This window comes from Streptomyces sp. WMMB 322, assembly GCF_900090145.1.
Taxonomy (GTDB): domain Bacteria; phylum Actinomycetota; class Actinomycetes; order Streptomycetales; family Streptomycetaceae; genus Streptomyces.
The window spans coordinates 138,631-159,032 of sequence record NZ_FMHI01000015.1 but is presented as its reverse complement, the minus strand read 5'-3'; the positions used below and the strand labels follow the sequence as shown (position 1 = coordinate 159,032).

At 69.5% G+C, this 20,402-nt stretch carries 13 protein-coding genes; 2 read left to right on the top strand and 11 right to left on the bottom strand.

Annotated elements, in window-relative coordinates; translation table 11 throughout:
- Positions 1–62 precede the first annotated feature (62 nt).
- The 10 genes from H180DRAFT_RS21895 to H180DRAFT_RS21850 form a co-directional block, all read right to left on the bottom strand.
- Complete coding sequence (locus tag H180DRAFT_RS21895; RefSeq protein WP_079100300.1) at positions 63–1,595, bottom strand: ArnT family glycosyltransferase; 1,533 nt, start codon at positions 1,593–1,595, stop codon at positions 63–65.
- Positions 1,596–1,732: 137 nt separating this feature from the next.
- Positions 1,733–3,682 (bottom strand): 1-deoxy-D-xylulose-5-phosphate synthase, encoded by a 1,950-nt coding sequence (dxs, locus tag H180DRAFT_RS21890; RefSeq protein ID WP_254666138.1) that lies wholly within the window; start codon positions 3,680–3,682, stop codon positions 1,733–1,735.
- A gap of 737 nt (positions 3,683–4,419) precedes the next feature.
- Complete coding sequence (locus tag H180DRAFT_RS21885) at positions 4,420–5,619, bottom strand: sugar ABC transporter permease (protein ID WP_254666137.1); 1,200 nt, start codon at positions 5,617–5,619, stop codon at positions 4,420–4,422.
- A 110-nt stretch (positions 5,620–5,729) separates the two neighbouring features.
- Positions 5,730–6,512 carry an ATP-binding cassette domain-containing protein gene (locus tag H180DRAFT_RS21880; RefSeq protein ID WP_055487812.1) on the bottom strand — a complete coding sequence of 261 codons (783 nt, stop codon included), beginning with the start codon at positions 6,510–6,512 and terminating at the stop codon, positions 5,730–5,732.
- Positions 6,513–6,632: 120 nt separating this feature from the next.
- Positions 6,633–7,724 (bottom strand): substrate-binding domain-containing protein, encoded by a 1,092-nt coding sequence (locus H180DRAFT_RS21875; RefSeq protein WP_055487811.1) that lies wholly within the window; start codon positions 7,722–7,724, stop codon positions 6,633–6,635.
- Positions 7,725–7,944: 220 nt separating this feature from the next.
- The gene (locus H180DRAFT_RS21870; RefSeq protein ID WP_055487810.1) at positions 7,945–9,198 is read right to left on the bottom strand and encodes an ROK family transcriptional regulator; all 1,254 of its coding nucleotides are present in this window, start codon (positions 9,196–9,198) and stop codon (positions 7,945–7,947) included.
- Positions 9,199–9,427: 229 nt separating this feature from the next.
- Positions 9,428–10,372 (bottom strand): carbohydrate ABC transporter permease, encoded by a 945-nt coding sequence (locus H180DRAFT_RS21865; protein ID WP_079100298.1) that lies wholly within the window; start codon positions 10,370–10,372, stop codon positions 9,428–9,430.
- A 23-nt stretch (positions 10,373–10,395) separates the two neighbouring features.
- Positions 10,396–11,472, bottom strand: a complete 1,077-nt coding sequence (locus tag H180DRAFT_RS21860; protein WP_079100297.1) for a carbohydrate ABC transporter permease — start codon at positions 11,470–11,472, stop codon at positions 10,396–10,398.
- 77 nt (positions 11,473–11,549) lie between these two features.
- Complete coding sequence (ngcE, locus tag H180DRAFT_RS21855) at positions 11,550–12,965, bottom strand: N-acetylglucosamine/diacetylchitobiose ABC transporter substrate-binding protein (RefSeq protein ID WP_055487809.1); 1,416 nt, start codon at positions 12,963–12,965, stop codon at positions 11,550–11,552.
- 369 nt (positions 12,966–13,334) lie between these two features.
- Positions 13,335–16,148, bottom strand: coding sequence for an aconitate hydratase (locus H180DRAFT_RS21850; protein WP_055487808.1), 2,814 nt, complete (start codon positions 16,146–16,148; stop codon positions 13,335–13,337).
- A gap of 394 nt (positions 16,149–16,542) precedes the next feature.
- On the opposite strand from H180DRAFT_RS21850, the gene H180DRAFT_RS21845 reads away from it, so the two are divergent.
- On the top strand, positions 16,543–18,072 hold the full coding sequence (locus tag H180DRAFT_RS21845; RefSeq protein ID WP_055487807.1) for a helix-turn-helix domain-containing protein: 1,530 nt from the start codon (positions 16,543–16,545) through the stop codon (positions 18,070–18,072).
- Positions 18,073–18,252: 180 nt separating this feature from the next.
- Here H180DRAFT_RS21845 and H180DRAFT_RS21840 read toward each other — a convergent pair whose 3' ends face one another.
- Positions 18,253–18,531 carry a DUF5133 domain-containing protein gene (locus H180DRAFT_RS21840; RefSeq protein WP_055487806.1) on the bottom strand — a complete coding sequence of 93 codons (279 nt, stop codon included), beginning with the start codon at positions 18,529–18,531 and terminating at the stop codon, positions 18,253–18,255.
- Between the two features lie 373 nt (positions 18,532–18,904).
- Here H180DRAFT_RS21840 and H180DRAFT_RS21835 point away from each other — a divergent pair, with 373 nt between their 5' ends.
- The gene (locus tag H180DRAFT_RS21835) at positions 18,905–20,233 is read left to right on the top strand and encodes a hypothetical protein (RefSeq protein WP_055487805.1); all 1,329 of its coding nucleotides are present in this window, start codon (positions 18,905–18,907) and stop codon (positions 20,231–20,233) included.
- The last annotated feature ends 169 nt before the right edge of the window (positions 20,234–20,402 follow it).

Below are 20,402 nucleotides of genomic sequence, written 5' to 3'. Positions count from 1 at the left end.
CGGGACTCCGAAGGCGGCATCGGACCGGCCACTCCCCCCGGAGCCGGGGTTCGCATCCGCGCTCAACCGGCCGGGGCGGCTGAACGGACGTAGACGACCGCGCCGTCGACCGTTCCCACGCGTTCGTAGTGACGGGCCACGTACCCCCGCAACGTCGGCGTGCGCGGCAGCGCATACGGCTTCCCGCGCGAGTCGTCGACGATCAACTCCGGCGGCTTGTCTCGCAGTTCGCGCCGGAAGTACGGCCAGGCACCCTCCATCGCGTACCGCTCCCCCACGCGCGCCCCGGTGCGTCCGCCGCTGAAGTTGGTGAGGAAGCCCGCGGTGAGATAGCGGGAGGCGGGGGTACGCGCGGAGAGCCAGTAGCCCTCCGGATGCATGCCCCACAGAAGGACGCGGTCGGACGGGGCGGTACGGGCCCGGACCTCGGCGGCCAGCCGCTGCTGGTGGGCGAGTTCGCCGCGCGGGAAGAGCAGCAGCGCCCAGGCGAGGAACCCGGCGGCGATCAGCGCGTTGCACGCGATGACGGCCACGGCTGCGCGCACGGTGAGGTGTTGCAGCGCGGCCGCCGACAACAGGGCGACGGCAGGGGTGAGTTGCAGGAAGTAGTGGCCGAAGAACTGGAAGCCGGCGGTGACGGCCACCGCGGAGGCGGCCAGCCACAGCCACGCGTCCACCGTGTGCGTCAGGGCGCGGCGGACACGGGAGACGTACAGCACCGCGAGCAGCATCGGCAGGCAACCGGCGGCCAGCAGAGCGCAGTTGGCGAGGGCGCGCACGAGCGCGTAGCCCGCGGAACCGTCCGCCGAGACGTAGCTGGAGGACCCGGTGGCCATCCAGAACGCGAAGCGCGCGGGCCCGTAGAGGAGGGCGGCCGCCAGCACCGGCAGCGCGCACCCCGCCGCCAGCCACGCCGCCAGCCGCGCCGGGGGCCGCCGGCCGCCGCGCTCCGACCACAGCAGCCACAGCACCGGCACGAGCACCGCACCGCCCGTCTGCTTGGTGAGCACCGCTCCCGCGACCGCCAGACCGGCCCACGCCCAACGGCCGCGGTCCGCACACCACATGGCGAGGATCGTCCACGGCAGCATGAAGACCTCGAACGTCGCCGCCTGGGTGTCCTCGGGCACCAGAGCGACGGACGCGAGGACGTAGCACACTCCCGCGAACCGTCCCGCGCGCTCGCCCCAGCGGCGCCTGGCCATCGACGCCAGCAGCACCGCACCGGCCAGCACGGCCAGCACGGCCGCCACCCTCAGCGGCCACAGGGAGCGGTCCCCGAAGAGCGCGAACGCGCCGCGGTACAGCCAGGGCAGCAGTGGCGGCTTGCGGTCCACGACCGTCTCGTACAGCGTCCCTCCGGCCGCCAACTGCCGTGCCTGGGTGGCGAGATAGCCCTCGTCCGGATTCCACAGCGGACGGGTGAAGGACGGCAGCCGGGACACGGCCGTCAGCAACGCGAGTACGGGCAGCAGCAGCGCCCAGAACTGCCGCCGGCTCCCGCCCCCGGCCGCCTCGGTGACGGCGGCATCGCCGGTGGGAGCGTGAGCACCGTCCCCGGGTCCGGGCACCGTGGTCGTACGCGTAGGCGGCATGGCACCAAAGCTAGCGGGACGCACGGCAGGCATGCGGCAGGGCCGGGCCGGAACCCCGGGGTTCCGGCCCGGCCCTGCCGATCGGCTGACTGCTGTCCGCGCCGGCCGCCTGCCTGCGAACGGCCGTCGTGCGCGGCTCAGTCGCGCGCGGCTTCGGCGGCCTCCGTCTCGTACCGCCCGTCCAGCTTCGCGACGAGGCCCGTCACCTGACGGGCGATGTCCGGTGCGGTGAGCCCGATCTCGGCCATCACGTCGGCGCGCGAGCCGTGGTCGAGGAAGCGTTCGGGGATGCCGAAGTCACGCAGCGGGACGTCGACGTTCGCGTCCCGCAGGGCCTGCGCCACGGCCGAACCGACGCCGCCCGAGCGGCCGTTGTCCTCGACGGTGACGACCACGCGGTGCTGCTCCGCGAACGGCGCCAGCTCCTCGTCGACGGGCTTGACCCACCGCGGGTCGACCACGGTCGTCGAGATGCCCTGCTTGTCCAGGAGGTCGGCGACCTCCAGGCACATCGGCGCGAGCGCGCCCACCGACACCAGCAGCACGTCGGGCCGCTGGACGTCCGCGGGCCTGCGCAGCACGTCCATCCCGCCGACACGGCCGACGGCCGGAACGGGCGGGCCCACCTTGCCCTTGGAGTAGCGCACGACTGTCGGTGCGTCGTCCACCTCGACGGCCTCGCGCAGCTGGGCGCGCACCTGGTCGGCGTCGCGCGGTGCCGCAAGCCGCAGACCGGGAACGCACTGGAGCACCGACATGTCCCACATGCCGTTGTGCGACGCGCCGTCGGAGCCGGTGACGCCCGCGCGGTCCAGTACGAACGTCACGCCGCACTTGTGGAGCGCGACGTCCATCAGCAGCTGGTCGAAGGCCCGGTTGAGGAAGGTGGCGTAGACGGCGAAGACGGGATGCACACCGCCGGTGGCCAGACCCGCCGCGGAGACGGCGGCATGCTGCTCGGCGATGCCGACGTCGTAGACGCGGTCGGGGAACTCCTCGGCGAAGCGCTGCAGTCCGACCGGGCGCATCATCGCGGCGGTGATGGCGACGATGTCCTCACGCTCGCGCCCGAGCTTGACCATCTCCTCGCCGAAGACCGAAGTCCAGTCGGCGCCGGCGGACTTCACCGGCAGGCCGGTGTCGGGGTGGATGATGCCGACCTGGTGGAACTGGTCCGCCTCGTCCTCCAGGGCGGGCTGGTAGCCGCGGCCCTTCTCCGTCAGGCAGTGCACCAGCACCGGCCCGCCGAAGCGCTTGGCGCGCTGGAGGGCGGATTCGACGGCGGCCAGGTCGTGTCCGTCGATGGGGCCGACGTACTTCAGGCCGAGGTCCTCGAACATGCCCTGCGGGGCGATGAAGTCCTTCAGGCCCTTCTTGGCGCCGTGCAGCGTCTCGTACAGCGGCTTGCCGACGACGGGCGTGCGGTTGAGGACCTCCTTGCCGCGGGCGAGGAAGCGCTCGTAGCCGTCCGTCGTGCGCAGCGTGGCGAGGTGGTTGGCGAGGCCGCCGATGGTCGGTGCGTAGCTGCGCTCGTTGTCGTTGACGACGATGACGAGCGGGCGGTCCTTGGCGGCGGCGATGTTGTTCAGCGCCTCCCAGGCCATGCCCCCGGTCAGGGCGCCGTCACCGATGACGGCGACGACGTGGTCGTCCTTGTGGCGCAGCTCGTTGGCCTTCGCGAGGCCGTCCGCCCATCCGAGGACGGTGGAGGCGTGGCTGTTCTCGATGACGTCGTGCTCGGACTCGGCACGCGAGGGGTAGCCGGACAGGCCCCCCTTGCTCTTGAGCTTGGTGAAATTCTGACGGCCGGTCAGCAGTTTGTGGACGTAGCACTGGTGACCGGTGTCGAAGAGGATCTTGTCCTTCGGGGAGTCGAACACCCGGTGGAGGGCGATGGTCAGCTCCACCACGCCCAGGTTCGGCCCGAGGTGCCCGCCGGTCTTGGAGACCGAGTCGACCAGGTACGACCGGACCTCGCCGGCCAGCTGCTCCAACTGCTCCGGTGAAAGCTGGTCGAGGTCGCGCGGTTCCTCGATGCGGGTCAGCAGATCCCACCTGCCGCGGCGTTGTGCCCTGGGGAACTCCACCGCCCCCGACCCGGGATGACGCGCTGAGCGCGGCCCCTTATCCACGGTGCCTCCTTGCTTTCGAGCGTGATCGAGCTGTGCCGATCCGTCGAGTCTAATGTTCCTACCGCAGACGGGGTCTCCTGGCCGTGCGAGATCGATCACCCGTCTGGACGTGGCACACGTGGTCTCCGGGCCCGTTTGCGGGGCGGAAAGCAAGTCCGGCACACCGCCCGGGAGGCCTCCTTTCCGGGGAACGGAAGCGTCCGTCCGGGCGCCTGCGCCCCGGAATGCGGCCGGTCCGGCGGTGCGGCCGGTCCCGCGGTGCGGCCGCCCCCGGGTGGCGGAGGGCACCTGTCCGGCTCATGGGTGCGGGCGGAGCGCCCGCTCGGTTTGTGCGGGGATCACCCGGAAATCCCCTGCGGCGGACCGGAGTTGCCATATTCAGGACGATTCGGGGTGAACCGGATACCGGACAGCCATGGGCCACGGGGAGCCGGAACCGGCGGCCCCGTCCGGACGAGGGAACCCCGCCGGAATCCGCCGGACCGCGTTCCGCAACAGCCGTCCGCAGCAGCACCGCACCGCACGCCGCGGGGCCTCCGCGGAAGAAGTCCGCGAAGGCCCCGCCGCCCGGGCCCAGGAGGGGCGGCACCGGGAGCGCACTCCCGGGCGGATGCGGCGGGGAGGGCTTCGCGGAGCCCGCCCCGCCGCATCGAGAGCGGCTGCCAAGGCGGCCGCCGGACGCGGTCCGGCTTCTAGGTTCGTCCCGCCGTCTTCTGCGTCCGCCGGGAGACGGAGTCGATGACGACCGCGGCGAGCAGCACCGCACCGGTGATCATGTACTGGATCTCGCTCGCCATGCCCAGCAGGTTCAGGCCCTGCTGGATCGACTGGATGACCAGGATGCCCAGCAGCGCGGACCAGATCTTGCCGCGCCCGCCGAAGAGGCTGGTGCCGCCGATGACGGCCGCCGCGATGACGTTCATCAGCGTGTTGCCGGCGCCGAGACTCTTCGTGGCGCCGCCGGAGAGGCTGGCGATGAACAGCCCGCCGAAGGCGGCCAGCATGCCCGCGATGCCGAAGACGGTGATGCGGACCCGCTCGACGTTGATGCCGGCCCGTCGCGCCGCCTCCGCGTTGCCGCCGACGGCGAAGATCTGCCGCCCGTAGGTCGTGCGGCGCACCGCGAAGTCGGCGATGACGAGCACCGCCAGGAACAGCACCAGCGCCAACGGCAGTCCGCGCGACTGGTTGAGCACGTAGGCCCCGACGAAGGCGACCACCGCAACCACCGCGGTGCGCACCACGATCTCGCTGACCGGGCGGGACGGCAGCCGGGCCGACCGGCGCCGCTTCGCGTCCACCAACAGGGCCGCGGCGTAGGCGAGTACGGCGACGAGGGCCAGGCCGTATGCGGCGGCGATGTCCTCGAAGTAGTAGCCGGTCAGGTCCTCGACGACGCTGCTCTCGGGAGTGTTGATGCTGCCTTCCTGGCCCATGAGCCAGATCTGCAGACCGCTCCATCCGAGGAACCCGGCCAGCGTGACCACGAACGCGGGGACGCCGACCCTGGCGAAGAAGAAGCCGTGCAGCGAGCCGATGGCCAGGCCGGAGACGATTGCGAGCAGCACCGCAAGCCAGTCGTTGACGTCGTGCGTGACGCTCAGCACCGCCCACACGGCCGCCCCGACGCCCGCTACGGAACCGACCGAGAGGTCGATCTCGCCCAGCAGCAGGACGAAGACGATGCCGGTGGCCATGATTCCCGTGCCGGCGATGTAGACGCTGATGTCGCTGACGCTGCGCGCGGAGAGGAAGCTGTCGTTCAGCGACTGGAAGATGACAGCGATGATGATCAGGCCGAGGACGACGGGGATGGAGCCGAGCTCACCACCGCGGATCTTGCGCTTGAACTCTGTCAGGTAGCCCGCGAAGCCCTGCTCGCGCACGAGCAGGCGGGGGTCGACGACGCGGTCCCCGCCGCCGGCTCCGGCATCGCCGTTCGCGGGTGCCGATTCCTTCGCGTCCGTGGCGTCGGTGCCGCGCTCCTTGTCGACGGTGTCGCTCACTGCGCCGCCTCCTTCTCGGTACGGGCCTGCCGGCGGGTGACCGCGTTGTCGGAGGCGCCGGTGATCGCGGCGATGACCTCTTCGTGGGAGGTGGTCTCCACGTCGAACACCCCGTTGTTGCGGCCGAGGCGCAGCACCGCGACGCGGTCGGCGACGGCCTGCACGTCGGCCATGTTGTGGCTGATGAGGATGACGGCGAGGCCGCGTTCACGCAGCCGCTCGACCAGGTCGAGGACCTGGGCGGTCTGTTCGACGCCGAGTGCCGCGGTCGGCTCGTCGAGGATCACGACCTTCGGGTCGCCGATGAGGGCGCGCGCGATGGCGACGACCTGCCGCTGCCCGCCGGAGAGCGAGGCGACGGGAATGCGGACGCTGGGGATGCGGATGGAGAGCGTGTCCAGCAGCTCCATCGCCCGCTTCTCCATTGCGATCTCGTCGAGGATCGCGGCGTGGCGCGCCTCGTTGCCGAGGAAGAGGTTGGCTACGACGTCGAGGTTGTCGCACAGCGCCAGGTCCTGGTAGACGGTGGCGATGCCGAGGTCCTGGGCGTCGTGGGGGCGGCTGATCGTGACCGGCCTGCCCTCCCATTCGATGCCGCCCTCGTCGATGGGGTGCACACCCGCGATCGTCTTGACGAGGGTCGACTTGCCGGCGCCGTTGTCGCCGACGAGGGCGACCACCTCGCCGGCCTGTATTTCCAGATCAACGTCGGTGAGTGCCTGGACGGCACCGAACCGCTTGGAGATCCCGCGCAGCGCCAGCACGGTTTCCTTCGCCACTGGGCAAACTCCGATCTTCCGTCAGGAGCCGCCCCCGCTCACGGCGGGGGCGGCGGCCTGCGTTTCGTTCAGGGAGACGCTTCGTTCAGGAGGGGCCGCCCGGCCGGGCGGCCCCGGTGGTCACTTCAGACCGGCCGCCTCGCAGGCCTTGGCGAACTGCGGGGTGCAGATCTGACCGACCTCGTAGACCTTGTCCTTGATGATCGTGTCCTTGATGTTGTCCTTGGTCACGATCTTGGCGTCGTAGAGCTGGGCCGGGATGCCCTTCTTGCTCTTGCTGTCGACCTTCTTCGGCGCGAACTCGTCGATCTTCTTGCCCTTGAGCAGGGCCACCGCGATCTCGGCCGTGGTCTCCGCCTGCGGCTTGATCGCCTTGTAGATCGTCAGCGTCTGGTCGCCCCTGATGATCCGCTGCAGACCGGCGAGTTCGGCGTCCTGGCCACCGAGCGGCACGTCCTTGACGCCCGCCTTCTTCATGGCGGTGGAGACACCGCCGGCCATGCCGTCGTTGGCGGCGTAGACGCCGTCGAAGCCGTCCTTGCCGAGCTTGGTGATGGCGGCGCCCATCTTCTTGTTCGCCTCGTCCGGCGACCAGTCCGGGATGTCCTGCTCGTAGACGATCTTCTTGACCTTGCTGTCGAGGACGCTGTGCGCGCCCTTCTTGAACAGCGGCGCGTTCGGGTCCGTCGGCGAACCGTTGATCATGACGACGTTGGCGTCCTCGGCCTTGTCGCCCAGCGCCTCGACCAGTCCCTGGCCCTGCAGTTCGCCGATCCGCTCGTTGTCGTAGGAGATGTAGGCGGAGATGTCGCCCTCGGCGAGGCGGTCGTACGCGACGACCTTGACGCCCTTCTTCGCGGCGCGGTCCACCCACGACTTGGTGGCCTGCGCGTCGACGGCGTCCAGGATGATCGTCTTGACGCCCTGCGCGATGAGCGCGTCGAACTGCTTCTTCTGGAGCTCGGAGTCCTGGTTTGCGTTGTTGTACTTGACCCTGCATTCCTTGCAGAGGGACTTGATCTTGTCCGTCATGTAAGGACGGTCGAAGGTCTCGTAGCGGGTCGTCTTGTTCTCCGGCAGCAGCAGACCGATGGTCTTGTTGTCGCCATCGCTGCCGCCGTCACCGCCGCCGGCCTTGCCACAGGCCGCGAGAGACACGGCCATCGATATGGCTGCCGTACCGATGACGACGCGACGCACCTTTGCGTTCATGGGGTTCCAACCTCCCTGACGAGGCCGCGTCGGTGCGGCCGAGGTGCTCGGAAGTCAACTCTCAGGCCAGCCAGGCGTCAAGAAGTAAATCATTAACGAGACGGCAACGATGCCATCCGTTATCTCCATGAAGGCAGAACGCCCACGGCGTGTGCCCGCACGATTCCGGAGCGCAGGCGGATGCCGTCCGTCTTCGTGCCCCGCCCGCCTCCGGGTTCCGTCAGACGGGCGCCGCGAGCGCGCCGACGGGCGCCCTGCGTTCACCGTCGACGGCTCCCGCGTGCCTCCTCCCAGGCACGGGGGCGGAGGGTTCCAGCAGCGTCGCGTCCCCCATCTCGCTGAGCACCAGGGCCAGCGCGCCCAGCACCTCCGCGCGGCCGCCCAGCGTGCCGGGCACCACCGTCAACTGGCGTGCGGCGCTGGGGATCGCGTACCGCGCCACGGAGTCGCGCACGGGCCCGAGCACGACGTCGCCCGCCTCGGCGAGATCGCCGCCGATGACGACACGGCTGGGGTTGAGCAGATTGCAGAGGTTGGCGACACCGCTGCCGATGTGGCGGCCGAGGTCACCGACGACCCTGCGGCATCCCGGGTCCCCCTCGCGCGCCAGCTGGACCACTCGCGCCATCGTCAGGTCGGTGCCGTGGCTGGAGTGCAGCAGTGGCAGTACGTAGCGGGCCGCGGTGAAGGTTTCAAGGCATCCGCGGTTCCCGCAGCGGCAGACCGGGCCCGACTCGTCCAGGGTGATGTGCCCGATCTCGCCCGCCGTACCGCCCGGGCCGCGGTAGATCTGCCCGTTGATGACGAGGCCGGCACCGACTCCGCTGGCGACCTTGATGTACGCCAGGTCCGTCGCGCCGCGGCCGTTGCCCCACACCTGCTCGCCCAGAGCGCCGAGGTTGGCGTCGTTGTCGACGTGGACCGGAACTCCCAGCCGCGAGGCCAGCTCCTCGCGCGGGTGCGTGCCGCTCCAGCCGGGAAGGATGGACGTGGATCCCAGCTCACCGGTCTCCACGTCGATGGGCCCCGGAACGCCGAGGCCCACTCCGATCAGTTTCTCGCGGCTGATCCCGGTGGAGGCGACGAGCCGGTGGACGAGCTGCTCGGCCCGGTCGAAGCCCTCCTCCGCCGAGGCGTCCACGTCGATCGGCTCGGCCTCCTCGGCCAGCACCTGGTGCGCGAGGTTCCCCACGGCGACGCGCAGATGCGAGTGCCCGAAGTCGACCCCGACGACGGTGCCCGCGTCACCGCTCAGCGAGACCGCACGCGCCCTGCGACCGCCCGCCGAGGTGGGCGTGACCTGGACGGTTCCGCCCTCCTTGAGCTCCCGGACGATGTTGGAGACCGTCGCCGCGGACAGCCCTGTGGTGCGCGCGATGTCCGCCTGCGTGAGCGAGCCCGCCATGCGTACCGCCCGCACGACCCGCTCGAGGTTCGCCCGGTGCAGCGACGACTGCGACCCCGGAGTCTCCACCACTGATCCACTCCCGCCTCGACGGCCGGCGCGACCATCGGACCGTCCGCCGCACCGACTCTTCTGGAAACGGCTTTGTCTCCAACACCTGAACTCCAAGCAGAGCCCGAGGGGTTCTCTCCCGTCAAGACCTTGAACGGGGTGTGCGCTCACATGTGGGACTTTCTACGGAGGGTGAGCGGGCAGCCCGCGGCCACGCCCCCGTGAGGCTGCCTCGCCGCCGAGTGGATTACTTGACGGCGCCGGCGGTGAGCCCCTCCTGCACCTGCCTCTGGAAGACCATATACACGACGAGGATCGGCACCATCGCGATGGTCAGCCCCGCGAAGAGGGCTCCCCAGTCGCCCTCGTACCCCTGGTTGACGGACAGTTCGGCCAGCCCCTGTGTCAGCAGCGCCTTGTCCCCGTCCTCCGAGTTCAGCGCGAGGGGCAGGAAGTACTGGTTCCACTGGCCCAGGAAGTTGAAGATTCCGATGCTGATCAGGCCGGGCTTCGCCATCGGCAGCATGATCTGGAAGAACGTCCGCAAGTGCGAGGCCCCGTCGATGGTGGCCGCCTCCGCGATGCTTCCGGGGAGGGTGCGGAAGAAGGCCGTCATGAAGAACGTCGTGAACGGCAGCGAATAGGCGATGTACGCGAGGACCAGTCCCTGCCTGGTGTCCAGCAGGCCGAAGTTGTCCATCACGAAGAACAGCGGCACGACCGCGAGGATGATGGGGAACATCATGCCGCCCGCGAAGAGCAGATAGATCACGCGGTTGCCCGGGAAGGAGAAGCGGGCGATGACGTACGCGGCCATCGAACCGAGCAGCATCGTGCCGGGAAGCGAACCGGCCAGGATTATCAGCGAGTTGAGCGCGAAGCTGCCGATGTTCGCGTCCGACCACGCGTTGGCGAAGTTCTCGAAGCTCAGCGCCGTGGGCCAGCCGAAGGGCTTGCCCTCGATCTGCGCGGAATCCCGCAGCGAGTTGACCATGACCCACAGCAGGGGGCCCGCGGCCATCACGACCCACAGCGCCAGGAAGGAGTTGGCGAACACGTTGAGCGTGCCGCCCTCGGCGCCCGGCCCCTTCGCGCGGGCCGCGCGATCGGCCGGCGCGGTCTGCGCCGCGTCGTCTCCGTCCGCGGGCTGTGAGGGGTCCTCGGCCGTCCCGGCGGGCCGCGTAGCGCTCATTCCTCGAATCTCCCCGCTCATTCTCAGTACTCGATCCGGTCACGACGGCTGAGCAGCATCATGATCCCCGCGAAGACCATGGTCACCACCAGCAGTACGACGCCGATCGCGGTGGCATAGCCGGCCTGCCCGGAGTCGAAGGCCTTCTTGTAGAGGTAGACCGGGGTGACCAGCGTGGAATCCCCGGGGCCGCCCCGGTTGATGGTCATGATGTGCACGATCGCGAAGGCGTCCAGCGCCTGGATTCCCATGTAGATCCAGCCCGTCTGCACGGTGTCCCAGATCAGCGGGAGCGTCACGCGGAAGAACGTGGCGGGCCTGCTTGCGCCGTCCAGCAGTGCAGCTTCGTAGATGTCACGCGGGATGGCGCCCATCGCGGCGGAGAAGAGCACCACGTAGAAGCCGATGAACATCCAGCACAGGACGAACAGCACGCACAGCAGAGCGAAGTTGGGGTTGGCCAGCCACGAGCGCGTGAGCGAGCCGAGGCCGACCGTGCGCAGCACTTCGTTGATGGGCCCCGTGATCGGGTCGAACATCGCCCCCCAGACGACACCGATGATCGCCACGGAGAGCACCTGCGGAAAGAAGTAGACGTTCTTGTACAGCTTCGCGCCGCGGACGCCGGAGACGGCCTCGTTCTTCTTGTGCCGTCCGCCCGCCTGGAGCATGAACGCGAAGAAGAGGCCGAGCCCGAGAGTGCACACGGGTGCGACCACGAGAAGCATCAGGCTGTGCTGGAGCGAGGCCCAGAACGTCGAATCGTCGAGCAGCTTCGTGTAGTTGTCGACGCCGACGAAGGAGAAGTCGCCGCTGAAGCCCGTCCAGTCGGTCAACGAGTAGTAGAACGCCTGGAAGAACGGCGAGATGACGAACACCGCGTATATCAGCACCGGTATCAGCAGGAACCAGCAGATGAAGCGGTACTTGTCGAGTGTGCGGTAGCGCCTGTCGTTCCGCACCTTCTCCGGTGTGAAGCGGGGCGGCAGGAGGAACGCCGAGACGAGTGCCCCCGTCCCGGCGGGTGCTTCCCTCCGAGTGCTGCCGTGCGTCGCTGAACCAGTGGAGGCCCCGGCCACTGTCCGGACGTCGTCAACCATTCCCGCCCCGCTCCATACTCACCTGTCGAACGATCGATGCCGTGGTGCGCCGCCCTCGGCGCTGCCCACGCTCCGGGTCAGCGCTTGTACTTCTTGATGTCGTCGTCCTTGGCCACCTCGTCGGCCGCCTTCTGGCAGCGCTTGACGGCCTCGGCCGGCTCGATGTCGCCGGACATCATGGAGGCGATGACTCCGCCGATCTTGTCCTTGTCCAGCTCCAGGTACCAGTCGCGCAGGCGCGGCCCGACGACGTTCTCCCCGGCGGCCTTGAGGGTCTTCTGCGCGGAGGCGAGACCGGGCTGGAGGTCCAGACCGTCGGCCGCGCCCTCGACGCTGGTGAGGGCCGAGACCTGCTTGCTGAAGTTCTGCGTGGACTGCTTGCCGAGCATGACGCGCAGCCATTCCATGCCGCCCTCGACGTTCTTGGCCTGCTTGGGCACCATGAACGGCTCGCTGGCCTCGGCCCAGATCGTCTCGAAAGGCATCGCGTCGGACTTGTCGAGACTGGAGGGGGGCGCCACCCGCATCTCGAAGTCCTTGGGCGTGGTCTTCTTCGCCTCGTTCTCCACCCAGGAGCCGTTGGGCAGGAAGAGGGCCTTGCCCTTGTTCCACTGCGTCTGCGACTGGATGTGGTCGATGCCGGGAGTGCCCTTGAGGATGTAGCCCTTCGCGTAGAGCTCGTGGTACGCCTCGAAGGCCTTCTTCACCGCATCGTGCTTCCAGGCGTTCGGCTCGAGATTGTCGATGTCCTTCAGCACGTCCTCACCGCCGATCTTGGCGATGAAGGGGTAGAGGCTGAAGGCGAAGTAGTACGGGTACTTGCCCGCGTACGTCCAGCCCGCGACCCCCTCCTTCTTCGCCTTGGCGCAGGCGGCGAGCATCTCGTCCCAGGTCTTGGGGTATTCGAGGTCCAGCTTGTCCAGGTTCGTCTGCGAGTACCAGACGCCGTAGACGGTGTAGGAGTAGTTGAGCTGGTAGACCTTGTCGCTGCCGAACCGACCCTTCTCCATCACTCCGGGCAGCAGCGTCTCGCTGACCTTCTTCGACGGGTCGTAGAGGGACGGGGCGTCCAGCAAGGGCTGCAGGTCGGCGACCTGGTCCTCGGCTATGAGGCTGGCGATGTCCATGTTCTCGGCGCCGGAGTTGTTGATCACGTCCGGCGGGTTGCCCTTGACCATCCGCGGCTGCATCTTGGTGCGGATCTTCTGGGTCTTGGAGTGGTCGACCTTGCCGAAGTTCTTCTCGTAGAGCTTGTGGTTGTCCAGCGCGTACTGGTCGCCGTACCCGCCGTTGAAGATCACGACTTCCAGCTTGGCGTCCTTGTTGACCGCCAGCGGGTTGTCCTTGGTCTTCTTGCCCTTCTCGACCTTGTCGTCGTTCTCGCCGCCGCCGCTGGCGCAGGAGGTGAGCGCTCCGACGGCGGGAATGGCTATCAGGCCTGCTGCGGCTGCCTGCTTGATCAGGTTACGGCGGTTGACGTGGTTGGGTCCCATGCTCAAGTCCTCGCCTTCTCCAGGACTCAGGCGGTGTTCCGGGGTCTCCCGAGGACTCGCCCACCGGCGAAGGGCCCGACACCGCGGGTCAGTTGAAGCTGAGTTGGTCTTTTTCGCTACCGCCGGGAGCGCCGCGTGCACGGGGCCCTCGTGAGGTGCCGACAGGTATAGTCCACTTGCCGTCAACAGGGCAAGATCAAAACAACCCGAAAGGTGAGTCTTTCCCGAGTTGAGACCTGGCGGATTCCCGGCGGCACCGGGAACAGCCGACGGCAAGAGACCACAAAGCGGCGGGTGCCGGGAGATGACTCCCGACACCCGCCTGCGCCCTCGCTGCCCGCCCACGCCTGGGGCGGGACAGGGCCCGTGCTACGCGTTCAGCAGCGAGCGCAGGACGTACTGCATGATCCCGCCGTTGCGGTAGTAGTCGGCCTCGCCGGGGGTGTCGATGCGTACGGTCGCGTCGAAGGAGACGCCCGTCTCCGTGCTGACCCCGACCGTCGCGGGAATGCCGCCGTCGTTGAGCGCGGTGATCCCGGAGAAGCTGAAGGTCTCCTCGCCGGTCAGCCCCAGCGACTCGGCGCTCTGCCCCTCGGGGAACTGGAGCGGCAGCACACCCATGCCGATCAGGTTCGAGCGGTGGATCCGCTCGTAGGACTCGGCGATGACGACCTTGACACCCAGCAGCGCCGTGCCCTTCGCCGCCCAGTCGCGGGACGAGCCGGAGCCGTACTCCTTGCCCGCGAGGACGACCAGCGGGATGCCCTGTGCCTGGTAGTTCTGCGAGGCGTCGTAAATGAAGGAGACGGGCGCGTCCGGCTGCGTGAAGTCGCGGGTGTAACCGCCTTCGGTGCCCTCGGCGATCTGGTTGCGCAGCCGGATGTTGGCGAACGTCCCGCGGATCATCACCTCGTGGTTGCCGCGGCGCGAGCCGTAGCTGTTGAAGTCGCGGCGCTCGACACCGTGTTCGGTGAGGTACTTGCCGGCGGGGGTGTCGGCCTTGATCGCACCGGCGGGCGAGATGTGGTCGGTGGTGACGGAGTCGCCCAGCTTTGCCAGCACGCGCGCGCCCGAGATGTCCTCGACGGGGGCGGGTTCGGTGCCCATGCCGTCGAAGTACGGGGGCTTGCGCACGTACGTGGACTCCGGGTCCCACTCGAAGGTGTTGCCGGTGGGCACCGGCAGCGCCTGCCACTGCTCGTCACCGGCGAAGACGTCGGTGTAGCCCTTCGTGTACATCTCCTGGCCGATGGCGGAGGCCACGACCTCCTCGACCTCGTGCTCGGAGGGCCACAGGTCGGCGAGGTAGACGGGGTTGCCCTCCTGGTCGGTGCCGAGCGGCTCGGTGGTGATGTCGGTCTTCATCGAACCGGCGATGGCGTAGGCGACGACCAGCGGCGGGGACGCGAGGTAGTTCATCTTCACGTCCGGGTTGATCCGGCCCTCGAAGTTCCGGTTGCCGGAGAGGACGGACACGACGGCCAGGTCGTTGTCGTTGACGGCCTGCGAGATCTCCTCCGGCAGCGGGCCGGAGTTGCCGATGCAGGTCGTGCAGCCGTAGCCGACGAGGTTGAAGCCGAGCTTGTCCAGGTACGGGGTGAGGCCCGCGCGGTCGTAGTAGTCCATGACGACCTGGGAGCCCGGCGCCAGGGTGGTCTTGACCCACGGCTTGCGCGTGAGGCCCTTCTCCACCGCCTTCTTGGCCACCAGCGCGGCGCCCACCATCACGTACGGGTTCGAGGTGTTGGTGCAGGAGGTGATCGCGGCGACCGCGACGGCGCCGTGGTCGATCTCGTACGAGTTACCGTCAGGACCTGTGACCTGGACGCGCTTGGTCGGGCCGCTCTCCGTCCCGGAACCGATGGACGCGTGCTGCGGGGCGCCGACACCGTTCTCGCTGGTGCCGTAGGCCGGGGCGTCGCTCGCCGGGAAGGACTCGGCGCTCGCCTCGTCCACGGGGGAGCTCCCGGTCTGCGCCTTCCGCGGCGTCCCGTTCTCCTCCTCCTTGACGTAGGCGGGCAGGTCGGCGAGGAACTGCTGCTTGGCCTCGGAGAGGGCGATGCGGTCCTGCGGGCGCTTGGGCCCGGCGATCGACGGCACGACGGAGGCCAGGTCCAGCTCCAGGTACTCGCTGTACTCCGGCTCGTGCGCAGGGTCGTGCCACATGCCCTGCTCCTTGGCGTACGCCTCGACGAGCTTGAGCTGCTCCTGCGAACGGCCGGTGAGCGTCAGGTAGTTGATGGTCTCCTCGTCGATCGGGAAGATCGCGGCGGTGGAGCCGAACTCCGGCGACATGTTGCCGATGGTCGCGCGGTTCGCGAGCGGCACCGCGCCGACGCCCTCGCCGTAGAACTCGACGAACTTGCCGACCACGCCGTGCCGGCGCAGCATCTCGGTGATCGTGAGAACGAGGTCGGTGGCGGTGGTGCCCGTCGGCAGCGAGCCGGTGAGCTTGAAGCCGACGACGCGGGGGATCAGCATCGAGACCGGCTGGCCGAGCATGGCCGCCTCCGCCTCGATGCCGCCGACGCCCCAGCCGAGCACGCCGAGGCCGTTGACCATGGTCGTGTGCGAGTCCGTGCCCACGAGGGTGTCCGGGTAGGCCTGCCCGCCACGCACCATGACCGTGCGGGCGAGGTGCTCGATGTTGACCTGGTGGACGATGCCCGTGCCGGGCGGGACGACCTTGAACTCGTCGAAGGCGGTCTGGCCCCAGCGCAGGAACTGGTAGCGCTCGCGGTTGCGCCCGTACTCCAGCTCGACGTTCTGCGCGAAGGCGTTGGCCGTGCCGAACTTGTCGGCGATCACGGAGTGGTCGATGACCAGCTCGGCGGGGGCCAGGGGGTTGATGCGGTCCGCATCGCCGCCGAGCTCCTTGACGGCCTCGCGCATGGTCGCCAGGTCCACCACGCAGGGCACACCCGTGAAGTCCTGCATGATCACGCGAGCCGGCGTGAACTGGATCTCCTGGCTGGGCTGGGCCTTCGGGTCCCATCCGCCCAGCGCGCGGATGTGGCCGGCGGTGATGTTGGCGCCGTCCTCGGTGCGCAGGAGGTTCTCCAGCAGGACCTTCAGGCTGTACGGGAGGCGGGCGGAGCCCTCCACCTTGTCCAGCTTGAAGATCTCGTACGACTCGTCGCCCACCTGCAGCGTGCTGCGGGCGTCGAAGCTGTTCGCCGACACGACAGTCTCCTTCAGTGCGTTGGCATCCGTCCCCTGGCCCTGCGGCCGGAGACCCCCAGCGGGCGAAGCTTGTCGGCTGGCTGCGGGCAAGCCTGCAAGCCTTGCTCGGCTGCGGTCGGTTGTGGTGCGCGCGCTCGTGGTGTGCGCACTCAGGCAAGTTATCTCGATGTCGAGATAACTCTAGTACACGCGCGCCCCCGGGTCATGAGGGGTTCCCGAACCCGTCGGCGCCACGCCCGGGGGGTGCACGGGATTCAGCGGTCCGCGAGCCCCCGCCGGAACCCCGGGACTGCGCTCCGCACCGGGCCGGTCCCGCCCCGTATCGCGCCGCACGTCAACCGCACGGGCACATCCTCGGTGCGAAGTCATCTCACATGTGAGATATTCTCGACGCATGACTGATGACTACCTGGCCCGCATCGGGCAACTCATTCGCGACGCCCGTCAGCACCGGGGCTGGACTCAAGTGAAGCTTGCCGAGGCCCTGGGTACGAGCCAGAGCGCCGTGAACCGCATCGAGCGGGGCAACCAAAACATCAGTCTTGAGATGATCGCGCGGATCTCCGAGGCGCTGGACAGCGAGATCGTCTCGCTCGGCTACTCCGGCCCGATGCACCTTCGCGTGGTCGGCGGGCGGCGCCTGTCCGGCAGCATCGACGTCAAGACGAGCAAGAACGCGTGCGTCGCGCTGCTGTGCGCCTCGCTGCTCAACTCCGGGCGCACGGTGCTGCGCCGGGTCGCCAGGATCGAAGAGGTCTTCCGCATCCTCGAGGTGCTCTCCTCCATCGGCGTCCGCGCCCGGTGGATCAACGACGGCGCCGACCTCGAGATCGTGCCCCCCGCCGAGCTGGACCTGGAGGCCATCGACGCGGACGCGGCGCGCCGCACCCGCAGCATCATCATGTTCCTCGGTCCTCTGCTGCACCGCATGGAACAGTTCCGCATCCCGTACGCGGGCGGCTGCGACCTCGGCACGCGCACCGTGCAGCCTCACATGATCGCTCTGCGCCGCTTCGGCCTGGAGATCACGGCGACCGAGGGCCTGTACCACGCTGTGGTGGAGCGCTCCGTCACGCCCGGGGGGCCCATCGTCCTGACCGAGCGAGGCGACACCGTCACCGAGAACGCGCTGCTGGCCGCGGCCCGGCACGAGGGCGTCACGGTGATCCGCAACGCCTCGTCCAACTACATGGTCCAGGACCTGTGCTTCTTCCTGGAGCAGCTCGGCGTCAAGGTCGAGGGCATCGGCACGACGACGCTGACCGTGCACGGTGTCGCGGAGATCGACGTCGACGTCGACTACTCCCCCTCCGAGGACCCGGTCGAGGCGATGAGCCTGCTGGCCGCCGCTGTCGTCACCGGCTCCGAACTGACCGTCTGCCGGGTGCCGGTGGAGTTCCTGGAGATCGAGCTCGCGGTGCTGGACGAGATGGGCCTCGACACCGACCGCAGCCTGGAGTACGCGGCCGACAACGGCCGTACGCGGCTGGTCGACCTCACGGTGCGCCCCTCCAAGCTGGAGGCGCCCGCAGACAAGATCCACCCGATGCCCTTCCCGGGCATCAACATCGACAACGTCCCGTTCTTCGCCGCGATCGCCGCCGTCGCGGAGGGGCAGACACTCATCCACGACTGGGTCTACGACAACCGCGCCATCTACCTCACCGACCTGAACCGGCTCGGCGGGCGCCTGCAGCTCCTCGACCCCCACCGGGTCCTGGTCGAAGGCCCCACGCGCTGGAGGGCCGCGGAGATGATGTGCCCGCCCGCGCTGCGGCCCGCGGTCGTGGTGCTGCTCGGGATGCTGGCGGCGGAGGGGACTTCCGTGCTGCGCAACGTCTACGTCATCAACCGCGGCTACGAGGACCTCGCCGAGCGGCTCAACGAAGTCGGCGCGCAGATCGAGACGTTCCGCGACATCTGAGCCTCAGCCGGCCCCTCCGGTTCACCGGCCCAGCGGCCCCCTCCGGCCCCGGCGGCCAGGCGGACAGGCGGAGAGGCGGACCATGCACGCCGCGCAAGCCGCGGAGGTCACCGAGGCCGCGCGCCGGGGAGCACGCCGCGTGCCGCCGCATCCGGGACCACCGGGCGCGGCCGGTCACAGTCAGCCTGCGGAGGGGAGGGCGTCGTCCCTCGCAGCCGGTCCGGGCGCGGCCTCCTCGGCGAGGAGTGAATCGTCGTGCGTACGGGCGCCCGGGAGCCGGTGCCGGGCAGCGATCAAGGCCGCGTCGACGTCCTTGGTGCCCGTGGCGATGCAGAGGGTGTACTCCACGTCGTCGAGGCGCTGCCGCGCTTCGGGGGTGCCTTCCTCCGCATTGACGGCGTGAAGGGTCTCGTACTGCCGGAGCAGCTTGTTCAGGACGGCGGTGTGTGCCATCAGCATGGCCGGCCTCCTCCGATTGCTGTTTCGCATCACGCTGCACGGCAGACAACGGCGCGCTGCCCGTTCGCCGGCGCAGTCCTCGGCTGACCGCCCCTCCCCCGGGCGACGGTGCGTTCGCCGGACGCGAGTACCCCCTCGGCCGGTTCGATGCGGGCGGCAGCGGCAGACGGCCGTGTCGTCACCGGATCTCCACACCGCGTTGGTCTCCGCGTCGGTCTCCGCGTTCCCCTGCCGGTCCGGCCCCGGGTCCGGGTCGGGTCCTGCCCGGACCGCACGCGGCCGCAGACGCCGCCTTCCGAGGCCGGGGCGGAGCTCGCATGACGAAGTGAGAGCCGCCGTGCAGCCCCGGCCCGAATCGGGGTACACGGCGCAAATGCATCGAATACGACACAAAGGTCCCCTGAGGCTGCTGCTCCTTGTCGTGGCCGCCCTTCTGCCGGTGCTCGCCATCGCTCCGGGCGCGCAGGCGGCCGGCAAGGCGGACAGCGTCGGCGAGGTGGCCGCGGAGCTGAGAGAGGGCCCCGTCTACGTCGACCCGCGCGCCTCGGACCGGCTGTCCGGCGCCGAAGCCAGGGACCTCACGCGGAAGATCAAGGACGCCGACAAGCCGGTCTTCGTCGCCGTGCTGCCGAAGGCCCGCGAATTCCCCCCGTCGAACCTGCTGCGGGACCTGCGCGCACAGGTCGGCGACAGGGGCGTCTACGGAGTCACGCTCGGTGACGACTTCGCCGCGGGCGCCGACCGCTCCGTCATGTCACGCCCCGCGGTCGATGATCTGCGCCGCTCCGCCGAAGGCCCCGGCGGTGACACGGAGGCGAAGCTGGAACGGTTCGTCGACGGCGCCACGAAGCAGGCGGACGGCAGCGCACCGGCCTCGTGGGACAGCACCACGTCACGGGGAACCGGCGGCGGCTTCGCCCTGGTGGCGCTCCTGGCGCTGCTCGTCCTGGGCACAGGGGGCGCCCTCCTCGTACGCAACCGGGCTCGCAAGCAGCAGGCCGAGCGGGAGCGTGCACAGCTGGAGCAGCTGCGCCCCGTGGTGGACGAGGACATCACGGCCTTCGGCGAGGAACTCGACCGCGTCGGCTTCGATCCGCAGGCCCCCGACTCGGACGACGCCATGCGCCGGGACTACACGCACGCCATCGACAAGTACGACGAGGCGAAGCGGAAGATGGAGGCCGCAGGCGGGCCGGGAGAGGTCCGCGGGGTCACCGAGGCCGTGGAGGACGGGCGCTTCGCGCTGGCCACCGTCGAAGCCAGACGGAACGGCGAGCCGCTGCCGGAACGCCGGATGCCGTGCTTCTTCGACCCGCGTCACGGACCGTCCGTCGAGGACGTGCGCTGGGCACCGCCGGGCGGCACCGAGCGGACGGTGCCGGTGTGCGCGGCGGACGCGGCGAGGCTGAGGGACGGTACCGAACCGATGGCCCGCAACGTCGACACCCCTCAGGGACGGCGGCCCTACTGGGAGGCCGGGCCCGCCTACGGGCCCTGGGCGGGCGGCTACTTCGGCGGCGGCATCCTGCCCGGCCTGCTCGTCGGTACGTTGCTGGGCAATGCGCTCGGCCCCTGGAGCTACGGCGACGGCTTCGGCGAGGGCGGATTCGAGGGCGGGGGCGACGGCGACGGGTTCGGCGACGGGGGCGGATTCGACGGCGGCGGCTTCGGCGGGGGTGACTTCGGCGGAGGGGGCTTCTGAACAACGGGCCGTCGCCGCCACGCCGTTGAGACACCGCACGCGGCGCTGCACGCGACGCGGAATTGCTTGCCGGCCGGGCCGCGTGCCGGCCGGGGTGCCGCGGCGGGCCCGGCGCCCCGGGCCGCACCCCTGCCGACTCCCCCGGCCTGCGCGTCCCGCGCGCGTCCTG

Excerpts from the sequence above, each read along its gene's own strand:
- H180DRAFT_RS21895 (WP_079100300.1), bottom strand. The coding sequence starts at position 1,595 with ATGCCGCCTACGCGTACGACCACGGTGCCCGGACCCGGGGACGGTGCT.
- H180DRAFT_RS21875 (WP_055487811.1), bottom strand. The coding sequence starts at position 7,724 with ATGAACGCAAAGGTGCGTCGCGTCGTCATCGGTACGGCAGCCATATCG.
- H180DRAFT_RS21865 (WP_079100298.1), bottom strand. The coding sequence starts at position 10,372 with ATGAGCGCTACGCGGCCCGCCGGGACGGCCGAGGACCCCTCACAGCCC.
- H180DRAFT_RS21860 (WP_079100297.1), bottom strand. The coding sequence starts at position 11,472 with ATGGTTGACGACGTCCGGACAGTGGCCGGGGCCTCCACTGGTTCAGCG.
- ngcE (WP_055487809.1), bottom strand. The coding sequence starts at position 12,965 with ATGGGACCCAACCACGTCAACCGCCGTAACCTGATCAAGCAGGCAGCC.
- H180DRAFT_RS21845 (WP_055487807.1), top strand. The coding sequence starts at position 16,543 with ATGACTGATGACTACCTGGCCCGCATCGGGCAACTCATTCGCGACGCC.
- H180DRAFT_RS21840 (WP_055487806.1), bottom strand. The coding sequence starts at position 18,531 with ATGCTGATGGCACACACCGCCGTCCTGAACAAGCTGCTCCGGCAGTAC.
- H180DRAFT_RS21835 (WP_055487805.1), top strand. The coding sequence starts at position 18,905 with ATGCATCGAATACGACACAAAGGTCCCCTGAGGCTGCTGCTCCTTGTC.